The organism is Streptomyces sp. NPDC005566, assembly GCF_040605575.1.
In the GTDB taxonomy this organism is placed as follows: Bacteria; Actinomycetota; Actinomycetes; order Streptomycetales; family Streptomycetaceae; genus Streptomyces.
On sequence record NZ_JBEXDB010000006.1, the window covers coordinates 249889 to 268347 of the forward strand.

General features: G+C 70.4%; 20 protein-coding genes. 14 read left to right on the forward strand and 6 right to left on the reverse strand.

Annotation, left to right across the window (positions count from 1 at the left end):
- The first annotated feature begins 111 nt into the window (after positions 1–111).
- Positions 112–576 (forward strand): MarR family transcriptional regulator, encoded by a 465-nt coding sequence (locus ABZS61_RS11985; RefSeq protein WP_356418193.1) that lies wholly within the window; start codon positions 112–114, stop codon positions 574–576.
- 77 nt (positions 577–653) lie between these two features.
- Here ABZS61_RS11985 and ABZS61_RS11990 read toward each other — a convergent pair whose 3' ends face one another.
- A complete protein-coding gene (locus tag ABZS61_RS11990) occupies positions 654–1406 on the reverse strand; it encodes a VOC family protein (protein ID WP_356418195.1) in 753 nt (250 codons plus the stop codon).
- A gap of 127 nt (positions 1407–1533) precedes the next feature.
- Between ABZS61_RS11990 and ABZS61_RS11995 the strand changes: the two genes are divergently transcribed.
- Together ABZS61_RS11995 and ABZS61_RS12000 are read left to right on the forward strand one after the other, a co-directional pair.
- Positions 1534–3255 (forward strand): FUSC family protein, encoded by a 1722-nt coding sequence (locus ABZS61_RS11995; RefSeq protein ID WP_356418197.1) that lies wholly within the window; start codon positions 1534–1536, stop codon positions 3253–3255.
- Positions 3252–3758, forward strand: coding sequence for a MarR family transcriptional regulator (locus ABZS61_RS12000; RefSeq protein WP_356418199.1), 507 nt, complete (start codon positions 3252–3254; stop codon positions 3756–3758). Before ABZS61_RS11995 ends, ABZS61_RS12000 begins: the two co-directional genes overlap by 4 nt.
- Positions 3759–3809: 51 nt before the next feature.
- Here the strand turns inward: ABZS61_RS12000 and ABZS61_RS12005 are convergent, their stop codons facing one another.
- Positions 3810–4607, reverse strand: a complete 798-nt coding sequence (locus ABZS61_RS12005) for an IclR family transcriptional regulator (protein ID WP_356418201.1) — start codon at positions 4605–4607, stop codon at positions 3810–3812.
- Positions 4608–5037: 430 nt separating this feature from the next.
- Here ABZS61_RS12005 and ABZS61_RS12010 point away from each other — a divergent pair, with 430 nt between their 5' ends.
- The 6 genes from ABZS61_RS12010 (at position 5038) to ABZS61_RS12035 (ending at position 11158) form a co-directional block, all read left to right on the forward strand.
- Positions 5038–6714, forward strand: coding sequence for an ATP-binding protein (locus tag ABZS61_RS12010; RefSeq protein WP_356418203.1), 1677 nt, complete (start codon positions 5038–5040; stop codon positions 6712–6714).
- Positions 6711–7118 (forward strand): roadblock/LC7 domain-containing protein, encoded by a 408-nt coding sequence (locus ABZS61_RS12015; RefSeq protein ID WP_356418205.1) that lies wholly within the window; start codon positions 6711–6713, stop codon positions 7116–7118. Before ABZS61_RS12010 ends, ABZS61_RS12015 begins: the two co-directional genes overlap by 4 nt.
- Entirely contained in the window at positions 7115–7483 is a 369-nt protein-coding gene (locus ABZS61_RS12020; RefSeq protein WP_356418207.1) for a DUF742 domain-containing protein, read from the forward strand. Before ABZS61_RS12015 ends, ABZS61_RS12020 begins: the two co-directional genes overlap by 4 nt.
- A complete protein-coding gene (locus tag ABZS61_RS12025) occupies positions 7464–8078 on the forward strand; it encodes an ATP/GTP-binding protein (RefSeq protein ID WP_356418209.1) in 615 nt (204 codons plus the stop codon). Before ABZS61_RS12020 ends, ABZS61_RS12025 begins: the two co-directional genes overlap by 20 nt.
- Positions 8079–8172: 94 nt before the next feature.
- The gene (locus tag ABZS61_RS12030; protein ID WP_356418211.1) at positions 8173–9735 is read left to right on the forward strand and encodes a cytochrome P450; all 1563 of its coding nucleotides are present in this window, start codon (positions 8173–8175) and stop codon (positions 9733–9735) included.
- A gap of 76 nt (positions 9736–9811) precedes the next feature.
- Complete coding sequence (locus ABZS61_RS12035) at positions 9812–11158, forward strand: 6-phospho-beta-glucosidase (RefSeq protein ID WP_356418213.1); 1347 nt, start codon at positions 9812–9814, stop codon at positions 11156–11158.
- Between the two features lie 34 nt (positions 11159–11192).
- Here ABZS61_RS12035 and ABZS61_RS12040 read toward each other — a convergent pair whose 3' ends face one another.
- Together ABZS61_RS12040 and ABZS61_RS12045 are read right to left on the reverse strand one after the other, a co-directional pair.
- Positions 11193–11627 (reverse strand): hypothetical protein, encoded by a 435-nt coding sequence (locus tag ABZS61_RS12040; protein WP_356418215.1) that lies wholly within the window; start codon positions 11625–11627, stop codon positions 11193–11195.
- Positions 11621–12079 (reverse strand): ATP-binding protein, encoded by a 459-nt coding sequence (locus ABZS61_RS12045; protein ID WP_356418217.1) that lies wholly within the window; start codon positions 12077–12079, stop codon positions 11621–11623. The genes ABZS61_RS12040 and ABZS61_RS12045 overlap by 7 nt, the downstream gene beginning before the upstream one ends.
- 206 nt (positions 12080–12285) lie before the next feature.
- Here ABZS61_RS12045 and ABZS61_RS12050 point away from each other — a divergent pair, with 206 nt between their 5' ends.
- The 5 genes from ABZS61_RS12050 (at position 12286) to ABZS61_RS12070 (ending at position 15397) form a co-directional block, all read left to right on the forward strand.
- Positions 12286–13146 (forward strand): helix-turn-helix transcriptional regulator, encoded by an 861-nt coding sequence (locus ABZS61_RS12050; protein WP_356418219.1) that lies wholly within the window; start codon positions 12286–12288, stop codon positions 13144–13146.
- Entirely contained in the window at positions 13146–13382 is a 237-nt protein-coding gene (locus ABZS61_RS12055; RefSeq protein WP_030573999.1) for a DUF397 domain-containing protein, read from the forward strand. The genes ABZS61_RS12050 and ABZS61_RS12055 overlap by 1 nt, the downstream gene beginning before the upstream one ends.
- 66 nt (positions 13383–13448) lie before the next feature.
- The gene (locus ABZS61_RS12060; RefSeq protein WP_356418222.1) at positions 13449–14258 is read left to right on the forward strand and encodes an SAM-dependent methyltransferase; all 810 of its coding nucleotides are present in this window, start codon (positions 13449–13451) and stop codon (positions 14256–14258) included.
- A gap of 59 nt (positions 14259–14317) precedes the next feature.
- Positions 14318–14767 (forward strand): YchJ family metal-binding protein, encoded by a 450-nt coding sequence (locus ABZS61_RS12065; RefSeq protein WP_356418224.1) that lies wholly within the window; start codon positions 14318–14320, stop codon positions 14765–14767.
- 45 nt (positions 14768–14812) lie between these two features.
- Complete coding sequence (locus tag ABZS61_RS12070) at positions 14813–15397, forward strand: GNAT family protein (protein ID WP_356418226.1); 585 nt, start codon at positions 14813–14815, stop codon at positions 15395–15397.
- A 35-nt stretch (positions 15398–15432) separates the two neighbouring features.
- On the opposite strand, the gene ABZS61_RS12075 is transcribed toward ABZS61_RS12070, so the two are convergent.
- On the reverse strand, positions 15433–17505 hold the full coding sequence (locus ABZS61_RS12075) for an MDR family MFS transporter (RefSeq protein WP_356418228.1): 2073 nt from the start codon (positions 17503–17505) through the stop codon (positions 15433–15435).
- 55 nt (positions 17506–17560) lie between these two features.
- A complete protein-coding gene (locus ABZS61_RS12080; RefSeq protein ID WP_356418230.1) occupies positions 17561–18397 on the reverse strand; it encodes a hypothetical protein in 837 nt (278 codons plus the stop codon).
- Positions 18398–18459: the final 62 nt, after the last annotated feature.

Consider the following 18459-nt stretch of genomic DNA (forward strand, 5'->3'; position numbering starts at 1 on the left):
CTGATTAATGTGCGACAGGAGTGAAGCTACTCATGGCGTGTTGCTGAGGTCAAGAGGCTCAGTACACTGCTTGTCTCAGCAACGAACAGAAGCGCAGAAGAGGACGGTGCCGTGTCCGCGGTCGACCTGAGCAGCCATCCCGGGCACCTGGCCCGGCGACTTCAGCAGGCGCACCACCTGCTGTGGAACACCATGGTCTCGGAGGAGATCACCTCTCCCCAGTTCGCCGTGCTCAACGCCCTGACCGCCGAGCCGGGGCTGGACCAGCGGACGGTGGGGGAGCGCGTCGGGCTCGACCGGTCCACCGTCGCCGAGGTGATCACCCGTCTGCTGCGCCGGGAGCTGCTGGACAAGGTGCGCGACCCGCACGACGGGCGGCGCTTCCTTCTGCGGCTCACCGACGACGGCGTCCGTACGCACCGGAGGCTCGCGGTGCGCACGGCGCGGATGAACCAGGTCTTCCTCGGCCCGCTCTCCGCCGATGAGCAGCAGGTGCTCTTCGACCTGATGCGGAGGGTGTCGGACGCGGCGGAGAGCCTGCGGGCGCCGGAGGCCGTTCGGGCCGCAGGCCGCTGAGGACACCTGCCGGCCGGTGGGAACGCCTGTCGAACGGGTGAGGACACCTGCCGTCCGGCGGGGCGCGCCCCCGTCCGTCACGGCGTGTGGACGCCGAACGCCGCCGCCTGCGGATCGCGGAGCACGGCGATCCACCGCCCGCCCGGCAGGCGCCTCGGCGGCATGAGCTGATCGCCTTGCGCGCTCAGGGCGGTGGCGGCCGTCGTCTCCGCGTCCGGGACCGCGAAGTAGGGCAACCAGTGCGCGGGAGTCCCCTGCCCCTCTTCACTGCCCATCGCCATCATGCCGCCGAAGTCGGCACCGTCCACACCCCAGTGCGTGTACTGCTCGGTCGCGTTGACCGTCCAGCCGAACACGGCCGGGTAGAAGGCGAGCGCGCCGGCCGGATCGGGAGTGCGCAGCTCGGTCCAGCTCAGCGTGCCCGGTTCGCCGAAGCGCGACGTGCCGGCGAAGGCGCGGGCCTGCCAGAGGGAGAACACCGCACCCGAGGGATCGGCGACCACCGCGAATCGGCCCTGGTCGAACACGTCCATCGGCCCCACCAGCAGCGTGCCGCCGGCCGAGCGCACGGCGTCGGCCGTGGCGTCCGCGTCCTCGGTCGCGAAGGACACGGTCCAGGCGGGCGTCTGGTCCGGCCGGTAGGAGGGGGTGAGCGCGGCGACGGCGTCCTCGCCGAGGCGCGCCATCGTGTACCCGCCCGCTTCGGGACGCGGGTCGGTCTCGGAACGCCAGCCGAACAGCGCGGCGTAGAACGTCTGGGCGGCAGTAACGTCCGACGTGCTCAGCTCGACCCAGCAGGGGCGACCGGGGACCGGTTCGACGAGCGTCATGCGATTCCTCCAGGGGGCGAGCGGCAGAGCGCGTTCACGGCTGCTGTGCAGAACGCTATGGCCGCACGGTGGGCGGGGCTACCGGAGGATTATCGTTCACGAGTGTAATACCTGTTAACGTATTCAGGTGAGTGATACAGCAGTGCGCCCCCGCAAGCCGTCCGTCCGCAGGCTGCCGGTGGCCGGCACCCTGCGGCTGAACAGCCCGGCGGAGATCTGGTTCAAGCCCGCGCTGAGCGTGGTCGTCGCCTCGGCGGCGCCGAATCTGCTGCTGTACGCGATGGACCGCCTCGACCTCGTGATGTACACGATGGCCGGTTCGCTCTGCGCGCTGTACGGGCACCACCTGCCCTACGCGCGCAGGGCCCACACCGTCGTTCGCGTGGTCCTCGGCATGGTCGCCGGCCTCGCCGTCGCCCTGATCGCCGCCTCGGCCACCGACTCGACCGTCGTGCTGATCACCGTCGGCGCGCTGCTCGCGGCCGTACAGAAGACCTTCTGCGACGCCTCGCGCATCGGCCCGCCCGGCAACCTGATCTTCACCTTCGTCACCTCGGCGGCGCTCTTCGCTCCGCAGCAACCCGGACAGATCCCCGGGCACCTCGCCGTGGCGCTGGCGGCCGGAGCCTTCTCCTGGCTGGTCACCGTCGGGCCCGCCCTGTGGCGCAGGGAAGGCCCGGAGCGGCGCGCCACCGCCCGCGCACTCGACGCAGCCGCGGCCTACGCGGCCGAGCCCGGCCCGCGCACCCATCATGCAGCGGTCGCCGCCGTCCACGCCGCCTGGCAGTCGCTGCTCGCCGCCGGGGGCTCCACCCCCGCACGACAGGAACTCGAACGCCTCGTGGTCCACGCGGAGCGAACCCTCGGCGGCGGTGGCGACCCCGGCCCCTTCCCCGGGTCCGGCCCCGCATCCGGCCCCGTCCCCGGGGAGCTGAGCGCATGGGCGACGATGACGCGGGCACGGGGACCGGTGCCGAACCCTCCGCCCGCCCCCGGCACCGTCGTGCAGCTCTTCGGGATCGACGCCGAACGGGCGGGGCGGCGGACCGGGCGGGAGAGGCGCGAGGCCCGTCGCGCGCTCCTGCGCGCACTCGCCCCCGGTTCCCCTGTCCTGCCGATCGCTCTCCGTACGCTGATCGGCTGCGCCCTCGCCGGATACGCGTCCTCAGCCCTCGGCGTGGGCCACCCGTACTGGGCCATCGTCACGGCGGCCTCCGTGTACCAGTCCAACGTGACGCTCTCCTGGAGCCGGGCCGTGCAGCGCACCGTGGGTAACCTCGTCGGCGTCCTCGTCTTCGCCGCCGTCATCCCGGTCGCCCGGATCGGCCCGCTCGCCCTCATCCTGTGCGTCCTGGCGTTCAACTTCGCCGCCGAGGCCCTCATCACCCGTAACTACTGGCTCGGTTCCATCGCCGTCACTCCGATGGCCCTGCTCGTCATGGAATTCGCGGACACCCACCCGGCCGGAGGGCTCATCGCCGACCGCGCCCTGGACACGCTCGTGGGAGCGGCGGTCGGACTGCTCGTCGCGATCGCCGTCCCCAACCGCCGTGCCGCGGGCCGCGTCGAACGGGCCCTCACCGCAACCGCGGAGGCGCGCGGCCGCGCCGAGGACCTGATCTCCGACCCGGCCCCCGACGCCCGCGCGCTCGACCTGGCACGCAGGCGGCTGACGTCCTCCCTCATCGAACTGCGCGACGCCGGTGACATCGCGGCGGGGGAGTGGTGGCAGCGCGCCCTGCCCGAGGAGGAGATGCTGGCGGCGGAGCACGCGGGACACCGTACGCTCGCGGCGACAGCCCAACGGCGGGGACCCGGCACCCCGCCCCCGGAGAACGGAGCGGTGTGACCGACGACATCGTGGCCTCGGTGGTACGGCAGTGGCACGCCGTCAATCCGGAGCTCGACACCGGACCGATGGAACTCATCGGCCGAATCAACCGATGTGCCGCCCTCCTCCAGCAGGCGGAGGACGCGCCGTTGCGCGCCGCGGGACTGACCCGCGCCGAATTCGATCTGCTGGGCGCGCTGCGCCGCACCGACCGTGAGCTCACCCCCGGCGACCTGGCCCGCGAGACCTTCTCCTCCGGCGCCGCGGTGACCAAGCGGCTCCGCGCCCTGCAGGAGGGCGGCCTGGTCGACCGCCGCGGCGACGACCGGGACCGCCGGGTCGCACACGTCCGGCTGACCGGCGAGGGCCGCGAGCTGGTCGACCGGCTGCTGCCCGAACAGCTCGCCTACGAGCGCACCGTCCTCTCCGGCCTCGACGAGCGGACCCGTACACGGCTCAGCGGGCAGCTCAGCGAGCTGCTGGTGCAGTTGGAGGGCCGCATCGGCGGATCCCGCCGCTGATCCGGGCGCGGTAACCGCACCGGTGGCCGCCGCCGGACACGCGAGGGCCGGTCAGTTCGCCTCCACGGGCAGTGCGACCGACTGCCGCAGCTGCGCCGCCCGTTCGGCGAGTGCCGCGTCGCCACCGCGGTCGGCGGGCGCGGACGCGCTGAGAGCGAGCCGGTCGCGCCGCCCCGGTACGGCCAGGGGCACCGCGACGGCGTTCAGGCCCAGGACCGACTCGCCCCGGCTGAAGGCCCTGCCGAGCTCACGGACCTCCGCCAGTTCGGCCAGCAGCCCGCTCCGGGAGACGAGGGTGTGCGCGGTGAGCGCGGGCAGCCGCTCCTGCGGGTAGAGGGCGCAGACCTGCTCGACGGTCATCCGGGCCAGCAGAACCTTCCCGGCGGCGGTGGCATGGGCGGGGTGGGCCCGACCCGTCTCCAGCATCACGCGCACCGGGTGCGGGGACTCGCGGCCGTCGGTGACGATCACCTGATCCCCGATCAGGGCGGCGCTCTGCACGGTCTCCCCGGTGCGCCGCACGGCGTCGTCGAGTACGGCTCGGAGCTGTGCGCGCACCTCCGGGCCGAAGCCGGCCGGCCGGCCCGGACGGAGCAGTTCCGGCCCTGCTTCGTACCCCCGGCCCGAGGGGTCGCGGACCGCGAAGCCGCGGCCCTCCAGCGTGCTGAGCACGCGGTGCGCGGTGGACCTGCCGATGCCCAGGCGACGGGCGGCTTCGGAGACGGTGAGGCTGTCCTGCGTGAGGAACAGCTGCATCAGCCGGAGGCCGGTGTCGAGCGATTCGATGGTGTAGCCCCGCGCCGCCGGAACCACCGGGGAGACCTCCCCGTACATCCGTCCGTCGATCACGAATCTGCTCCTTTCGATCCGATTCGATCGCATGTGCCCTTGTCCCGCCCTGCGGTGTTCAAGGATTCGTGTACATCTCGAATATTCGCCCACATGTGCGTTTCGAGTACGTCACTTCGGCCTTCCGTGGTCACTCCACCGTCGGCCGACCTGCAGGGTTGTCCCGCACAGGAGGACGCAAGGGTCTACTTTCGGCTGATTCCTGTATTCCATTACTCCCTGCGCACGCGCGACGGCGTTGAGTGCAAAACCTGGTGAGTGTATTACCGCCGGAGTGCTCGTGCAGGGGGTTGGGCGAATATGCCGAAGCGCTGTTCTGATCTGGCTAGGCTCACGCTCAGTGAAGTCGAGTTGATATGAATTCGAGCACTTGTTCATAACTGTCCGTACAAGTGCGTATACCTGCCGAATCAACCGCCAGAGGGTTTAGATGGTTCGTGTCGAATCACCGCCGACAAACAGAGACATTCCCGTTGTCCGCGCCGCGCTGTTGCCCGTACTGCTGATGGCCTGCGCCACCGCCGCCGGTGCGGTGCCGCTGACCGGGGACGCGCGGACGGCAGTCGTCTGGTGCGGTGCGGTCGCCACGGTCGTGGTCGCCGTGCTCGCCGTCGCACTGAACCGCCGCCGCCGCGCGATGCGCGTCCAGCGCGCGGAGTACGAACAGCGCATCGCCTTCCTGGAACACCGCCTCGCGGCGCACGACCAGGAGACCGTACGGCTGACCAAGGAGCTCCTGCCCGCCGCGATCCGCCGGCTGCGCGCGAGCAACTCGCCGCAGGAGGTGATGCGCGACGTCGTCGACGCGGACGAGACCTACCGCAACCTCCCCAAGGCGCAACGTGCCCTGGTCCTCCAGGTCCTCGACATCATCGACAACGAAGAGGCGATGCGTGACTCCGCGCAGCGCGCCTTCGTCAGTGTCGCCCGCCGCGTCCAGGCGATCGTCCACCGACAGGCCAGCGAGCTGCGGGAGATGGAGGACCACCACGGGCGCAACCCCGAGGTCTTCGACGACCTGCTCCGCATCGACCACGGCACCGCGCTGATCGGGCGCCTCGCCGACTCCATCGCCGTGCTCGGCGGTGCCCGGCCCAGCCGCCAGTGGCCCAAGCCCGTACCGCTGTTCAGCGTGCTGCGCGGCGCGATGTCCCGGATCCTCGAGTACCAGCGCGTCGACCTGCACTCGATCGCCAAGGTCGCCATCGTCGGCACGTCCGTCGAACCGCTCATCCACGCCTGTGCCGAACTCCTCGACAACGCGACCCGCTACTCACCGCCCCAGACCCGGGTGCACGTCACCGCCGTCGAGGTGCAGACCGGCATCGCCATCGAGATCGAGGACGGCGGCGTCAGCCTCAGCGAGGAAGCCCGAGCCAGGGCCGAGAACATGCTCGCCCAGGCCCAGGCCGGCATCAACATGAACGACCTGGGGGAGTCCCCCCGACTGGGCATGGCCGTCGTCGGCCGACTCTCCAGGATGTACCAACTCCAGGTCTCCCTGCGGCAGTCCGCGTACGGCGGTGTCCGCGCCGTTCTCATCGTTCCGCGCGACATGATCACCACCGGGCCCGCTCCCGGAATCGCGCACGGCATCGGCGCCACCTCACGGCCCCAGAGCTCGCTCGACATGTCGCAGCTCCAGCACGTCGTCCCGCCGCCCGGCAAGCGCAGGGCACGCTCCACGGCCACCGGCCCCGTACCGTCGGTCGGCGCACCCCTGGCCGGCTCCTCGTCCGCGCCGGTATCCGCACCGGGAACCTCCTCCGCGTCCTCCTCGCGTCCCGCCGCCGCTGCGTCCGCGATGGGTGACGACGAGATCGTGGTCACCGAGTGGACCGAGGGCGGGCTTCCCCAGCGCCGCAGCCGCGGTCGCGCCCCGCTCGGCTCGCACAACCTCCCGCAGCAGCATGCGGCCCCGGCCGCCGATCCCGCCGCCGGAGCGCACAACGGATCGGGCGGCCACGGCGGCGGACGGCCGGGCGGCCAGGAACCGCCGCCCGGTCTCTGGCTGGAGGCCTTCACCCAGGCCGTCAACGGCGTGCCTCAGGAACCGAAGACCGGCGAAGACTCTGACGATGCGTGGGACAAGGGAGACCTGAAGTGATCCAGCAGCGGGCAAACATGGACTGGATGCTCAAGGAACTGGCCGACGACGTACCGAGCATCCATCAGATCGTGGTGCTCTCCTCGGACGGCCTGCGCATCGCCCGGCACGGCGGTGACCCCGATGTCGCCGACCGCCTCGCGGCGGCCTGCGCCGGACTGCAGAGTCTGGCCGCCGCGGTCGCCACCGAGATCCCCTACAGCGACGGTCTGATGAAGCTGGTCGTCATCGAGGTCACCGGTGGGTTCTTCTACCTGATGGCCGCGGGCACCGGCGCGTACCTCGCGGTGCTGGCAGGCGAGACCGTCGATGCCGGACTGGTCGGAGCCCGCATGCGGGACATGGTCGTCCGGATCGGAGCCCATCTGACGAGCCCGCCCCGACATGACGGGCAGGCCGGATGAGTGCTCCCCGACGAGAACGCCGAAAGGCCGATCCGGCACTGAACGACCCGGAACGGCTGTATGTGATCACCGGTGACACCGACGGTGAAAGGGCGGCGCTCGACCTGGTCACGATGGTCGTCGCGCAGGCCGAACCGTCGCCCATGGTCCAGCCCGAGCAGGCCGCGATCCTGCGGCTCTGCAGGGCGCCGTTGTCCGTCGCCGAGATCTCGGCCTATCTGAGCCTGCCCTTCAGCGTGGTCACCTCGCTCCTGACGGAACTCCTGGCGACCGAACTGATCGAATCGCGCGCGCCCATCGTCCGCGCCGCACTTCCGGACCGGTCCCTCCTCGAAGCGGTGATGCATGGACTTCAGAAGCTCTGACACGATCACGGGCCCCCGCAGCGAGGACGTCCTTCCCACCACGGCCACGGCCGCGGTGAAGGTCGTCATCGTCGGCGGCTTCGGGGTCGGCAAGACGACCATGGTCGGCTCGGTGAGCGAGATCCGGCCCCTGACGACCGAAGAGACCATGACCCAGGCCGGCGTCGGCGTGGACGACAACGTCGGGGTGGAGAGCAAGACCGCGACGACGGTCGCCATGGACTTCGGACGGATCAGCCTCAGCGAGGAACTGATCCTCTACCTGTTCGGCACCCCCGGCCAGGAACGCTTCTGGTTCCTGTGGAACGGACTGTTCGAAGGAGCACTCGGAGCCGTCGTCCTGATCGACACCCGCAGGCTCCAGGTCAGCTTCGACGTGATCGGCCGGCTGGAGGAGCGCGGTGTGCCCTTCGTCGTCGCCGTCAACACCTTCCCCGACGCGCCCCACCACCCGGTCGAGGCGCTGCGCAACGCCCTCGACCTGCCGGACGAGGTGCCGATGATCGACTGCGACGCCCGCCTGCGTGCCTCCAGCCGCGATGTGCTGATGACCCTGATGCGCTATCTGCACAGCCTGGCCGTTCCGCTCGCCTGACGGCGGGACGCGGCTGCCCCAGGCCCCCGACCTGCGCGCACCCCGCCCCGCACCCCCCGCGCCCGACCTTGGAAGCCCGATCCCTGGAGCGACTGTGACAACCCCCTTCCACCACGAACCCGGAGCGGCCACGGGGCCGGTGCCGCCGCCGGAGTGCCCGGCCCACGGGATGGGCCGAGGCCCGGGCGGACTGCGCCGGTTCTACGGGCCCGAGGCGGAGAACGACCCCGCGGGCCTCTACGACAAGCTGCGTGCCGAACACGGCACGGTGGCACCGGTGCTGCTGCACGGAGACGTACCCGCCTGGCTCGTGCTCGGCCACAGCGAGAACCTCCACATGACCAGGACGCCCTCGCAGTTCTCCCGGGACTCGCGGCGCTGGAGGGCACTGCAGGACGGCAGTGTCGCCCCGGACCACCCGCTCGCCCCGATCTTCACCTGGCAGCCGATCTGCGCCTTCGCCGACGGCGAGGCCCACGAACGACTGCGCGGCGCGGTCACGGACAGCATGGCGCGTATCGACACCCGCGGCGTCCGCCGGCACGTCAACCGCTTCAGTAACCGCCTCGTCAACGACTTCTGCCAGAAGGGCTCCGCCGAACTGGTCGGCCAGTTCGCCGACCATCTGCCGATGATGGTGATGTGCGCGATCTTCGGCATGCCCGAGGAGTACAACGACCGGCTGGTGCAGGCCGCCCGTGACATGACCCGGGGCACGGCCACAGCCGTGGAGAGCAACGCCTATGTGCTCTCCGCTCTGACGAGGCTCGTCGAGCGACGGCGCGTGGCACCCGCCCATGACTTCACCGGCTGGCTCGTCGAGCATCCCGCGGGGCTCAGCGACGTGGAGGTCGCGGAACACCTGCGGCTCATCCTCATCGCCGCGTACGAATCGACGGCGAACCTGATCGCCAACGTCGTCCGCATGGTGCTGACCGACCCGCGCTTCCGCGCCCGGCTCAGCGGTGGGCACATGACCGTGCCGGAAGCGGTGGAGCAGACCCTGTGGGACGAGCCGCCGTTCACCGCCGTCTTCGGACGCTGGGCCGTGGGCGACACGGAGCTCGGAGGCCAACAGATCAAGGCGGGTGACGCCCTCCTCGTCGGGATCGCACCGGCCAACACCGATCCGTCGGTACGGCCCGACCTCACCGCCAACATGGAGGGCAACCGCGCCCACCTCTCCTTCAGCGGTGGGCCGCACGAATGCCCCGGCCAGGACATCGGGCGTGCCATCGCGGATGTCGGGGTCGACGCCCTGCTGATGCGGCTGCCGGACCTCGAGCTCGCCGTCGAGGAGAGTGAGCTGGACTGGATCGGCAACATCATGGGCCGCCATCTGGTGGACCTGCCGGTGAAATTCGCGCCGAGCCCGCAGCAGGAGGTCGACGCGGACCCGCAGACATCGATGTCGGCCAGGCCGCGGCCCCGCACCGACTGGGAGGTGTCGTCGGGTGCCGTACCGGGGCCCGCGACGGCCGGCGGGCCGGGACCGCGACCCGGTTACGCCCCCGGCGCCGGTCCGGTCGCCGAGCCGGCCGCCGTGCACCGGGACGGTCCGTCGGCCGCACCGGTCGCCGCCCCCGCGATTCCCGCACAGCGCAGCGGGCCCGCGAGGATCTGGCATGCCGTGACCCGCTGGTGGAACGGCTACTGACGCATCGCACGCCCCGGGCCTCCCGGCCCGGGGCGTCGCGCCCCGGGCCGCAGCCGCCCCCGTACCATCGAGCAGCGTGAAGCTGACAATTCTTGGCGGTGGCGGATTCCGGGTGCCCCTCGTGTACGGGGCGCTGCTCGGCGATCATGCCGAGGGCCGCGTATCCCGGGTGACCCTGTACGACACGGACACCGGCCGGCTCACCGCCGTCGCCAGGGTCCTCGCCGAACAGGCCCGCGGCATCCATGACGCGCCCGCGGTCGTCGCCACCGACGACCTCGACGAGGCCCTGCGCGGTGCGGACTTCGTCTTCTCGGCCATCCGTGTCGGTGGCCTCGCAGGCCGAGCCGCCGACGAACGCGTCGCGCTCGACGAAGGCGTCCTGGGACAGGAGACGGTCGGAGCCGGCGGCATCGCGTACGGGCTGCGGACGGTTCCCGTCGCCGTCGAGCTCGCCGGGCGCATCGCCCGGCTCGCACCGCACGCGTGGGTCATCAACTTCACCAATCCGGCAGGCCTGGTCACCGAGGCCATGTCCCGGCACCTCGGCGACCGGGTCATCGGGATCTGCGACTCGCCGGTGGGACTCGGCCGCCGGATCGCCCGGGTCCTCGGCGCCGACCCGGACAGGGCGTGGATCGACTACGTCGGGCTCAACCACCTCGGTTGGGTCCGCGGGCTGCACATCGAGGGCCGCGACGAGCTGCCGCGGCTCCTCGCCGATCCGGCTCTGCTCGGTTCCTTCGAGGAGGGCAGGCTCTTCGGCACGGACTGGCTGCGCTCCCTCGGTGCCGTTCCCAACGAGTACCTGCACTACTACTACTTCAACCGGGAGGCGGTCCGCGCCTACCAGGAGGCCGAGCAGACCCGCGGCGCGTTCCTCCGCGACCAGCAGGAGGGCTTCTACGCGCGGATGAAGGACCCTGCCGCACCGGCGCTGACCACCTGGGACCGCACGCGCGCCGAACGCGAGGCGACGTACATGGCGGAGAACCGGGACGTGGCCGGGGCCGGCGAACGCGAGGAGAGCGATCTGGAGTCCGGCGGCTACGAACAGGTCGCGCTCGCCCTCATGCGGGCCGTCGCCCGTAACGAACGGACCTCACTGATCCTCAACGTCCGCAACCGGGGGACCCTTTCGGTGCTCGACGCGGACGCCGTCATCGAGGTGCCCTGCCTGGTCGACGCCAACGGCGCGCACCCCGTGGCCGTCGACCCGCTCCCGTACCATGCCGTCGGACTGGTCACGGCGGTCAAGGCCGTGGAACGCGCGGTCCTCGAAGCTGCGGAGACCGGTTCACGCGCCGCGGCCGTGCGGGCCTTCGCACTGCATCCGCTGGTCGACTCCGTATCGGTGGCCCGCCGCCTCGTCGACGGATACACCCAGGTGCACCCGGGGCTCGCGTACCTGGACCGCCCCTGACCGTTCGGCGCGCCCTTTCCGAGGACTCCCGGGTTCAGGGAGCGGGTACGGCCCTCGGCCGGCCGGCCGCTGCCCAGGACGGCGCGACCCCGGTGACCTGGCACACCATGAGGAAAAGCGGAATGGGTGGCGTATAGGGCGTGCGGCTGTCCGGAGCGTGGATCAGCCGGGGGCGGCCGGCCGGAACGTAGGCGCCGGTGGCGTACGAGACCTGCTCCGGCCAGTCCAGATCGAGGTCCGAACCCGACGGCACGATCCACCACCACTGGTCCGCGTCGGCGAACACGCACCCGGCGCGGGGCAGATGTGACATCAACCGGAATCCGTACCGCGCGGGCACGCCCACGGCGTCGCAGCCGAGGCTCGCCGAGAGTGCGGGCGGCAGCGGCAGCCTGATACGGCCGTCGGCGTCCTCGTCGAGCCGGGACCTACGAACTCCGAGGAGCTGGGACAGGGCGTTCTTCAGCATGGCTGCTCCGAGCTGTGCGGCAGTTCCGCCCAGACGATGCGGCCCGACGCGTTCCCCGTGTCGTACGAACCCCAGGCGGCACTCATGGAATCGACCAGGAGCAGTCCTCGCCCGTGCTCGTCGTCGGCCTGGAGGGACAGCCGTGGTCCGCCCGGCTGGTGTCCCTGGTCCTGCACGGATATACGCAACTGACCGTCGGAACAGCGGAGCTCGCACACGACGCGCGCGCTGGCGGTGTGCACCACGGCGTTGGTGACGAGCTCGGAGACGATCAGGACCGCCGCGTCGTAGGCGTCACCGTTCAGCCGCCACTCGGACAGCCGGGCCCGCGTCAGCTGCCGCGCACCCACCACCGATTCGGGGTGCGCCGACAGCGCGAAGCAGTAACGGAGCGCTTCCGTCCCGGGGCAGAGGTCCATGAGCCGGGGGATGAGCGCACTGCCAGGTGCCACGACCAATTCCTCACAGTGGGGGCTGCGTCACGCTTCGCACCGTGGTGAAACGAGGTCGGGCGCTACGACGTGAACTGGTTCACCCCCCAACTCTCCCTCTGACATGAACACTTGGCAAGAGGCACTCTGAAAAATTCAGAGTGCCTGTGTCCATGGAGCCATGCGCATGGCACACTGCTCGCAAACAGCGCATCGGGAGGTCTGAAGTGAGCGAACCGCGGTCCGCCCCGACCGTGGGCCAGGTCGTTCTCGGCAAGCGTCTTCAGGATCTGCGGGAGCGCGTCGGACTGAGCCGCGACCAGGCTGCCAAGGTGCTCCGTGTCGCTCCCGGGACGATACGCAGGATGGAGACGGCCGAGGTCGGGCTGAAGATCCCCTATGTCCAGGTCCTCCTCAAGGCTTACGGGATCTCGGACGAGGAGGCCGACGCCTTCGTCGAACTCACGGAAGAGGCCAACAAGCCGGGCTGGTGGCAGCGCTTCCACGATGTACTGCCCGACTGGTTCAGCATGTACGTCAGCCTGGAGGGCGCCGCGAGCCTCCTGCGCACCTACGAGCCGCACTTCGTTCCCGGTCTGCTCCAGACCGAGGACTACGCGCGCTCCGTGATGCGTACCGGGGCGGTCGGCCAGACCAGGCCCGAGGACATCGAGCGCCATGTGGCGCTGCGGATGGAGCGGCAGTCGCTGCTCACCAGGGAGGACGCGCCGAAACTCTGGGTGGTCATGGACGAGACCGTCCTGCGCCGTCCCGTCGGCAGTCCCGACGTCATGCGGGGTCAGGCCGACCGGCTGCTCGAGGCGACGGCCCTGCCCAACGTGACACTGCAGATCGCGGAGTTCGCCACCGGCCACCACCCGGGCACCTACGGGCCGTTCGTCCTCTTCCGCTTCGCCGTCCCCGAACTGCCCGACATGGTGTACAGCGAGTACCTGACCGGCGCCGTCTACTTCGACGCGCGCCCCGAGGTGGCTTCCTACCTCGAGGTCATGGACCGCATGGCGGCTCAGGCCGCAACTGCACAACGCACGAAGGAAATCCTCAGGGACTTCCGCAAGGAGCTGTGATGAACCACATATACAACGGCATGCCGGCCGCCGATCTCGGCTCCGAGGGCTGGTACAAGCCGTGGAGCGGTGGTAACGGGGGCAACTGCATCGAGGCCATGAAGCTGGCCGACGGCAGAGTGGCGGTCCGCCAGTCCGCGGATCCCGACGGCCCCGCCCTCATCTACTCCAACGGCGAGATCGCCGCCTTCATCCAAGGGGCCAAGGCGGGTCAGGCCGACTTCCTCCTCACCTGACATACCGCCACATATATTGTCGATCGAAACGCTGTTCGCCGTTACCGCCGACCAACGGAGCGCGCCATGACCGGGATCGACCCCTCAGCCGTCGAGATCGACACCAGCAAGCCGCATCCCGCGCGAATGTACGACTGGTTCCTCGGCGGCAAGGACAACTACCCGGTCGACGAACAGATGGCCGAGCAACTACTCGCGCTGGACTCCCGCGGCCGCGACATGGCCCGGGTCAACCGGGCCTTCATGCACCGCGCCACCCGCTGGCTCACCGAGAACGGCGTCCACCAGTTCCTCGACATCGGTTCGGGCATACCCACCGAGCCGAACCTCCACCAGATCGCCCAGCAGGCCGTCCCGGCCGCGCGCGTCGTCTACTGCGACAACGACCCGATCGTGCTCGCGCACGCGGCGGCCCTGTTGCGCTCCACTCCCGAGGGCGCCACCGAATACATCCAGGCCGACGCCCGCCGGCCCGAGTCCATCCTGGAAGCGGCCGGCAAGGTCCTCGACTTCACCGAGCCGATCGCCCTGTCCCTGCTCGCGCTGCTCCACTTCCTGGACGACGAGGACGGTGCCGCCGAGCTCGTCGACCGGCTGGTGGAACAGCTCCCCTCCGGCAGCTACCTGGTGCTGTCGCAGACCACCGGCGACTTCAACCCGGAAGGCGCCGCCCAGGCCCGTGCCATGTACAGGGCCCGCGGCATGACCCTGCGGCCCCGCTCGCGCGCCGAACTCACCGAGTTCTTCCACGGGCTCGAGCTCGTCGAGCCGGGCGTCTCGCTCTCCTCCGACTGGCATCCGGAACTCGGCGAGGTCATCGACGTCCCGGGCGACGAGCCGATCCCCGGCTACGCGGGCGTGGCACGCAAGCCCTGACCTCGGGCCCCGCTGCCCGGTCCGGGAACCCGCACCGGGCAGCGGGTCACAATGGGGGTATGTCACGACGCCCCTCACGCCCGCGGCGAACGGTCGCCCCCGGAACGAGTGCCCCGGAGATCACCCCCGCGTCCCCATGCCCGTGCGGCCTGCAGGCCACCTACGGGGACTGCTGCGGCCGCCTGCACGCAGGCACGACCAAGGCGAGGTCCTGCGAGGAGCTGATGCGCAGCCGGTACGCGGCGTTCGTCGTCCGGGACGCCGCATACCTCCTGCGCACCTGGCACCCCGACACCCGACCGCCCGCCATCGACTTCGACCCGGCGATGCGCTGGGTGGGCCTGGACATCCTGGACACGACCGAAGGCAGCGCCTTCCACTCCACGGGCACGGTCACCTTCCGCGCCCACTACACGTACGACGGCAGTCCCGACTCGCTCCACGAGCAGAGCCGTTTCGTCCGACAAGAAGGGCTGTGGGTCTACTCGGCGGCGGTCTTCGTCGACTGAGAAACCCGATGTACGCGGCCGCGCCGCCGACCGTACGATCCGCGCATGAGCGAGAACGGGACGGACCCGGCCGACGAACGAGCACGCTGCTGGCGTGGCCGGGGTCTCGCTTTCACCCCGCTGGAGATCGAGGACGCCGAGCTGATCCAGCACTGGCGCTCCGACCCGCCGGCCGCGCACGAGACGGGTGCCTGGCCCACTTCGCTGTACGGGCTCCGCGAACGCATCGAACGCAACCTCGACGACGACTCGCGTGACGACTTCCTGCTTCTCCTCCCGGACGGCACCCCGATCGGCCTCATAGCCCTGCACGACCAGCAGCCGGCCGACAGCACCGCCGAGGCCTACCTGATGGTGGCCCCCGAGCACCGGGCCGAAGGCCACGGGGTGGCCGCCCTCGACGCGCTCACCGACCTGGCCTTCGGTGAACTGCCGATGCACCGGGTCGAAGCGTTCACCCACAGCGACAACACCCGGGCCCTGTCCGTGCTCACCGCAGCGGGCTTCGTCCACGAGGGCGTACGCCGCTCGGCCTGCCTGCACCGCGGCCGCCGCCACGACCTGGCGGCCCTCGCTCTGCTCCGTCCCGAGTGGGAGGCCCGCGACCGCCTCCGGTCCTGGGAGCTCTGACCACGTCCTCGCTCGGATCAGACCCCGTCCTTGGATCAGACCGTGGCCACCGCGCGCTGACCCGGTGCCAGCTCCTGCGCCAGATCCTCCGCCAGCAGCCGCTTGGCGATCACATCGACCGCCGCACGCAACTGCCCGTCGTCGGGCCGGGCGCCGTCCTCGGCCAGGCGGTCGTTGAGCCAGCGACCCCAGGCGTCGGAGAGAGTGGCGGCCTCCCGACGGCCTGCCGCCGTGTGGGTGAAGAGGTGGCCGTTCCCGGTCAGGTAGCCCTCCTCGATCATCCGGTCGAAGACAGGCACCAGCACCTCGGGCGGGATCCGGTGCCGGGTCGCGATCAGACGCAGGCCGGCGTGGCCCACCATCCGGGTGAAGAGGTCGACCTGCATCACCGCCCACGCCCCCGCCATGTCGAGTCGTGTGTCGGAGCCGGCGACGATCCGCCGGGCCGTGTCCGGACCTGCCTCGTGCAGGATCCTGGCCACGGCGAACTCGAGCACCTTCGCCGAGTCCCCGGTGCTCGGCTGGGCGAAGCCGTCACCCATGTCGGTCGAGTTCGCCCGCGCACTGTCGCGCAGCTTCACCTGCTTGAGGAAGAGCGATACGACGAATCCGATCAGGGCGACCGGGACCGTCCACAGGAAGACCGTGTGCAGCGTGTCCGCGTACGCCTGTGCCAGCGGGGCCGCCTGTTCGGCGGGCAGTGCGTGCAGGGCCTGAGGGCTCTCGGCGGCCCGCGCCAGTACCGCGGGGTCACCGCCGGCCTGCGCGGCCTCCGCGACCCCCTCCTTCAGGTTCGGCGTGAGCGCGTTGGCGTAGATCGTGCCGAACACCGCCGTACCGAATGAGCTGCCGAGGGTACGGAAGAAGGTGACGCCGGAGGTCGCCGTGCCCAGATCCGCGTAGTCGACGGTGTTCTGCACGGCGATCGTCAGCACCTGCATCGACAGACCGATTCCCGCGCCCAGCACCAGCATGTACAGCGACTCCAGCCACACCCCGCTGTCCGGGCCCATCCGGGAGATCAGGAAGAGACCGACCGCCATGACGAGCGAACCCACGATGGGGAAGATCCGGTAGTGGCCGGTCTTGCTGACCACGTTGCCGCTGAAGATCGAGGCCACCAGCAGCCCGATCACCATGGGCAGGGTCCGCACCCCGGACAGCGTGGCCGAGTCCCCGTCCACGTACTGCAGGTACGTCGGCAGGAAGATCATCGCGCCGAGCATCGCGAAGCCCACGATGAAGCTCAGGATGGAGCAGACCGTGAACACCGGGTTCCGGAACAGCCGCATCGGCAGCATCGGCTCCTTCGCCCGCACCTCCACCAGGCAGAACAGGGTCAGCGCGACGAGACCGCAGAGGAACAGACCGATGATGGCCGGGGAACCCCAGGCGTACTCGTTGCCGCCCCAGCTCGTCGCCAGGATCAGCGCGCTGGCGCCGACCGCGACCAGCGCGATGCCCAGGTAGTCGATGACCGGCCGTCCGGCCGCCCTGACCGCCGGGATGTTGCGGGCGGCGGCGATGACGACCACGATCGCGATCGGCACGTTGACGTAGAACGCCCAGCGCCAGGTCAGGTGGTCGGTGAACAGACCTCCCAGCAAAGGTCCCACCACCGTGGCCACACCGAAGACCGCTCCGATCGCCCCCTGGTACTTGCCCCGGTCGCGCAGCGGGATGACATCGGCGATCAGCGCCATCGACGTGACCATGAGACCGCCCGCGCCGATCCCCTGCAGACCGCGCCAGATGATCAGCAGCAGCATGTTCGACGCCAGGCCGCAGAGGAACGAGCCGGTGATGAAGATGATCGCCGAGATCTGGAAGATCAGTTTCCGGCCGAACATGTCACCGAACTTGCCGACCAGGACCGTCGCCACGGTCTCCGCCAGCAGATAGGCGGTGACGACCCACGACATGTGTGCCGCGCCGCCGAGGTCCGAGACGATGGTGGGCAGCGCCGTCCCCACGATCGTCTGGTCCAGGGCCGCCAGCAGGATCCCGAGCACGATCGTCGCGAAGACGATGTTCCTGCGGCGCGGATCGAGCACGGGCGGAGCGGCGGCACTCTGCACGGCGGGGGCGGTCTCGCTGGCAGTGGTCACGCTTGCACCCTCACACCGGTGCCTGCCCCACGCATGCGGGCGAAGGCCGGACGGGTCAGGCGAGCAGCTCCCGTACGGAGGTCTTCATCCGGGCCACGAACGCCTCCCGGACCGGCTCCGTGACACGGTCGAGCGAGAGGTACGGATTGAGGTCCTCCAGCTCGACGAGCAGCAGCTCGCCCTCCGCCGTCCGGCAGGCGTCGACCCGCTGGATGCCGTGCGTGAGGCTGTTCCACTCCACGAAGCGACGCGCGAAGTCCAGATCCGCCGGGCTCGGGGCGTACGGCTCCAGTACCCAGCGACGATCCGGGTGCGGCGCGTTCAGCGCGTACTGGAAGTCCCGGTCGACGAAGTAGAAGGACACCTCGTAGCGGAAGTCGATCCTCGGCTGGACGAGCAGTGTGCCGTCGGTCCCCGCAGGCAGCTCCGGGTCCCGGGTGAACCGCAGGCCCACCGAGTCCGCACCCAGCTTCGGCTTGACCACGTACTCGGAGGCCTCGGGCAGCAGCCCGAGATCCGCCGCACGGTCCACGGTGGGGATCACGGGAAATCCGGCCCGGCTCAGATCGACGAGGTACTGCTTGCCTCCCATGTCCCCGCGGCCGTCGAGCGTGTTGTAGACCCGGGCTCCCCGCTCCCGCGCCCGCGCACAGAACGCGTCGTACGCCTCCTGGTAGTGCAGCACCGGGCCGCTGTTGCGCACGACCACCCCGTCGAACCCGCCCAGCAGCGCTTCCGCGTCCCGGGGGTGACAGAGCGCGACATCGAACTCCTCGCGCAGCCTGGACGTCAGGAAGATGTCCTCGTCGCAGTAGCGGCGGCCGCGGGCCTCGTAGGCGAGATCGGTGACGAACAGCACGGACGCGCGTGGCCGGCCGGATGAGGTGTGCATGACGTTCCCCCGGGGGGTGTGGATCGGACAGCCGGTCAATAGCCTTGTAGGGCAAGCTCGTT

Excerpts from the sequence above, each read along its gene's own strand:
- ABZS61_RS11990 (WP_356418195.1), bottom strand. The coding sequence starts at position 1,406 with ATGACGCTCGTCGAACCGGTCCCCGGTCGCCCCTGCTGGGTCGAGCTG.
- ABZS61_RS12080 (WP_356418230.1), bottom strand. The coding sequence starts at position 18,397 with ATGCACACCTCATCCGGCCGGCCACGCGCGTCCGTGCTGTTCGTCACC.
- ABZS61_RS12070 (WP_356418226.1), top strand. The coding sequence starts at position 14,813 with ATGAGCGAGAACGGGACGGACCCGGCCGACGAACGAGCACGCTGCTGG.
- ABZS61_RS12010 (WP_356418203.1), top strand. The coding sequence starts at position 5,038 with ATGGTTCGTGTCGAATCACCGCCGACAAACAGAGACATTCCCGTTGTC.
- ABZS61_RS12065 (WP_356418224.1), top strand. The coding sequence starts at position 14,318 with ATGTCACGACGCCCCTCACGCCCGCGGCGAACGGTCGCCCCCGGAACG.
- ABZS61_RS12055 (WP_030573999.1), top strand. The coding sequence starts at position 13,146 with ATGAACCACATATACAACGGCATGCCGGCCGCCGATCTCGGCTCCGAG.
- ABZS61_RS12020 (WP_356418207.1), top strand. The coding sequence starts at position 7,115 with ATGAGTGCTCCCCGACGAGAACGCCGAAAGGCCGATCCGGCACTGAAC.
- ABZS61_RS12060 (WP_356418222.1), top strand. The coding sequence starts at position 13,449 with ATGACCGGGATCGACCCCTCAGCCGTCGAGATCGACACCAGCAAGCCG.
- ABZS61_RS12025 (WP_356418209.1), top strand. The coding sequence starts at position 7,464 with ATGGACTTCAGAAGCTCTGACACGATCACGGGCCCCCGCAGCGAGGAC.
- ABZS61_RS12040 (WP_356418215.1), bottom strand. The coding sequence starts at position 11,627 with ATGCTGAAGAACGCCCTGTCCCAGCTCCTCGGAGTTCGTAGGTCCCGG.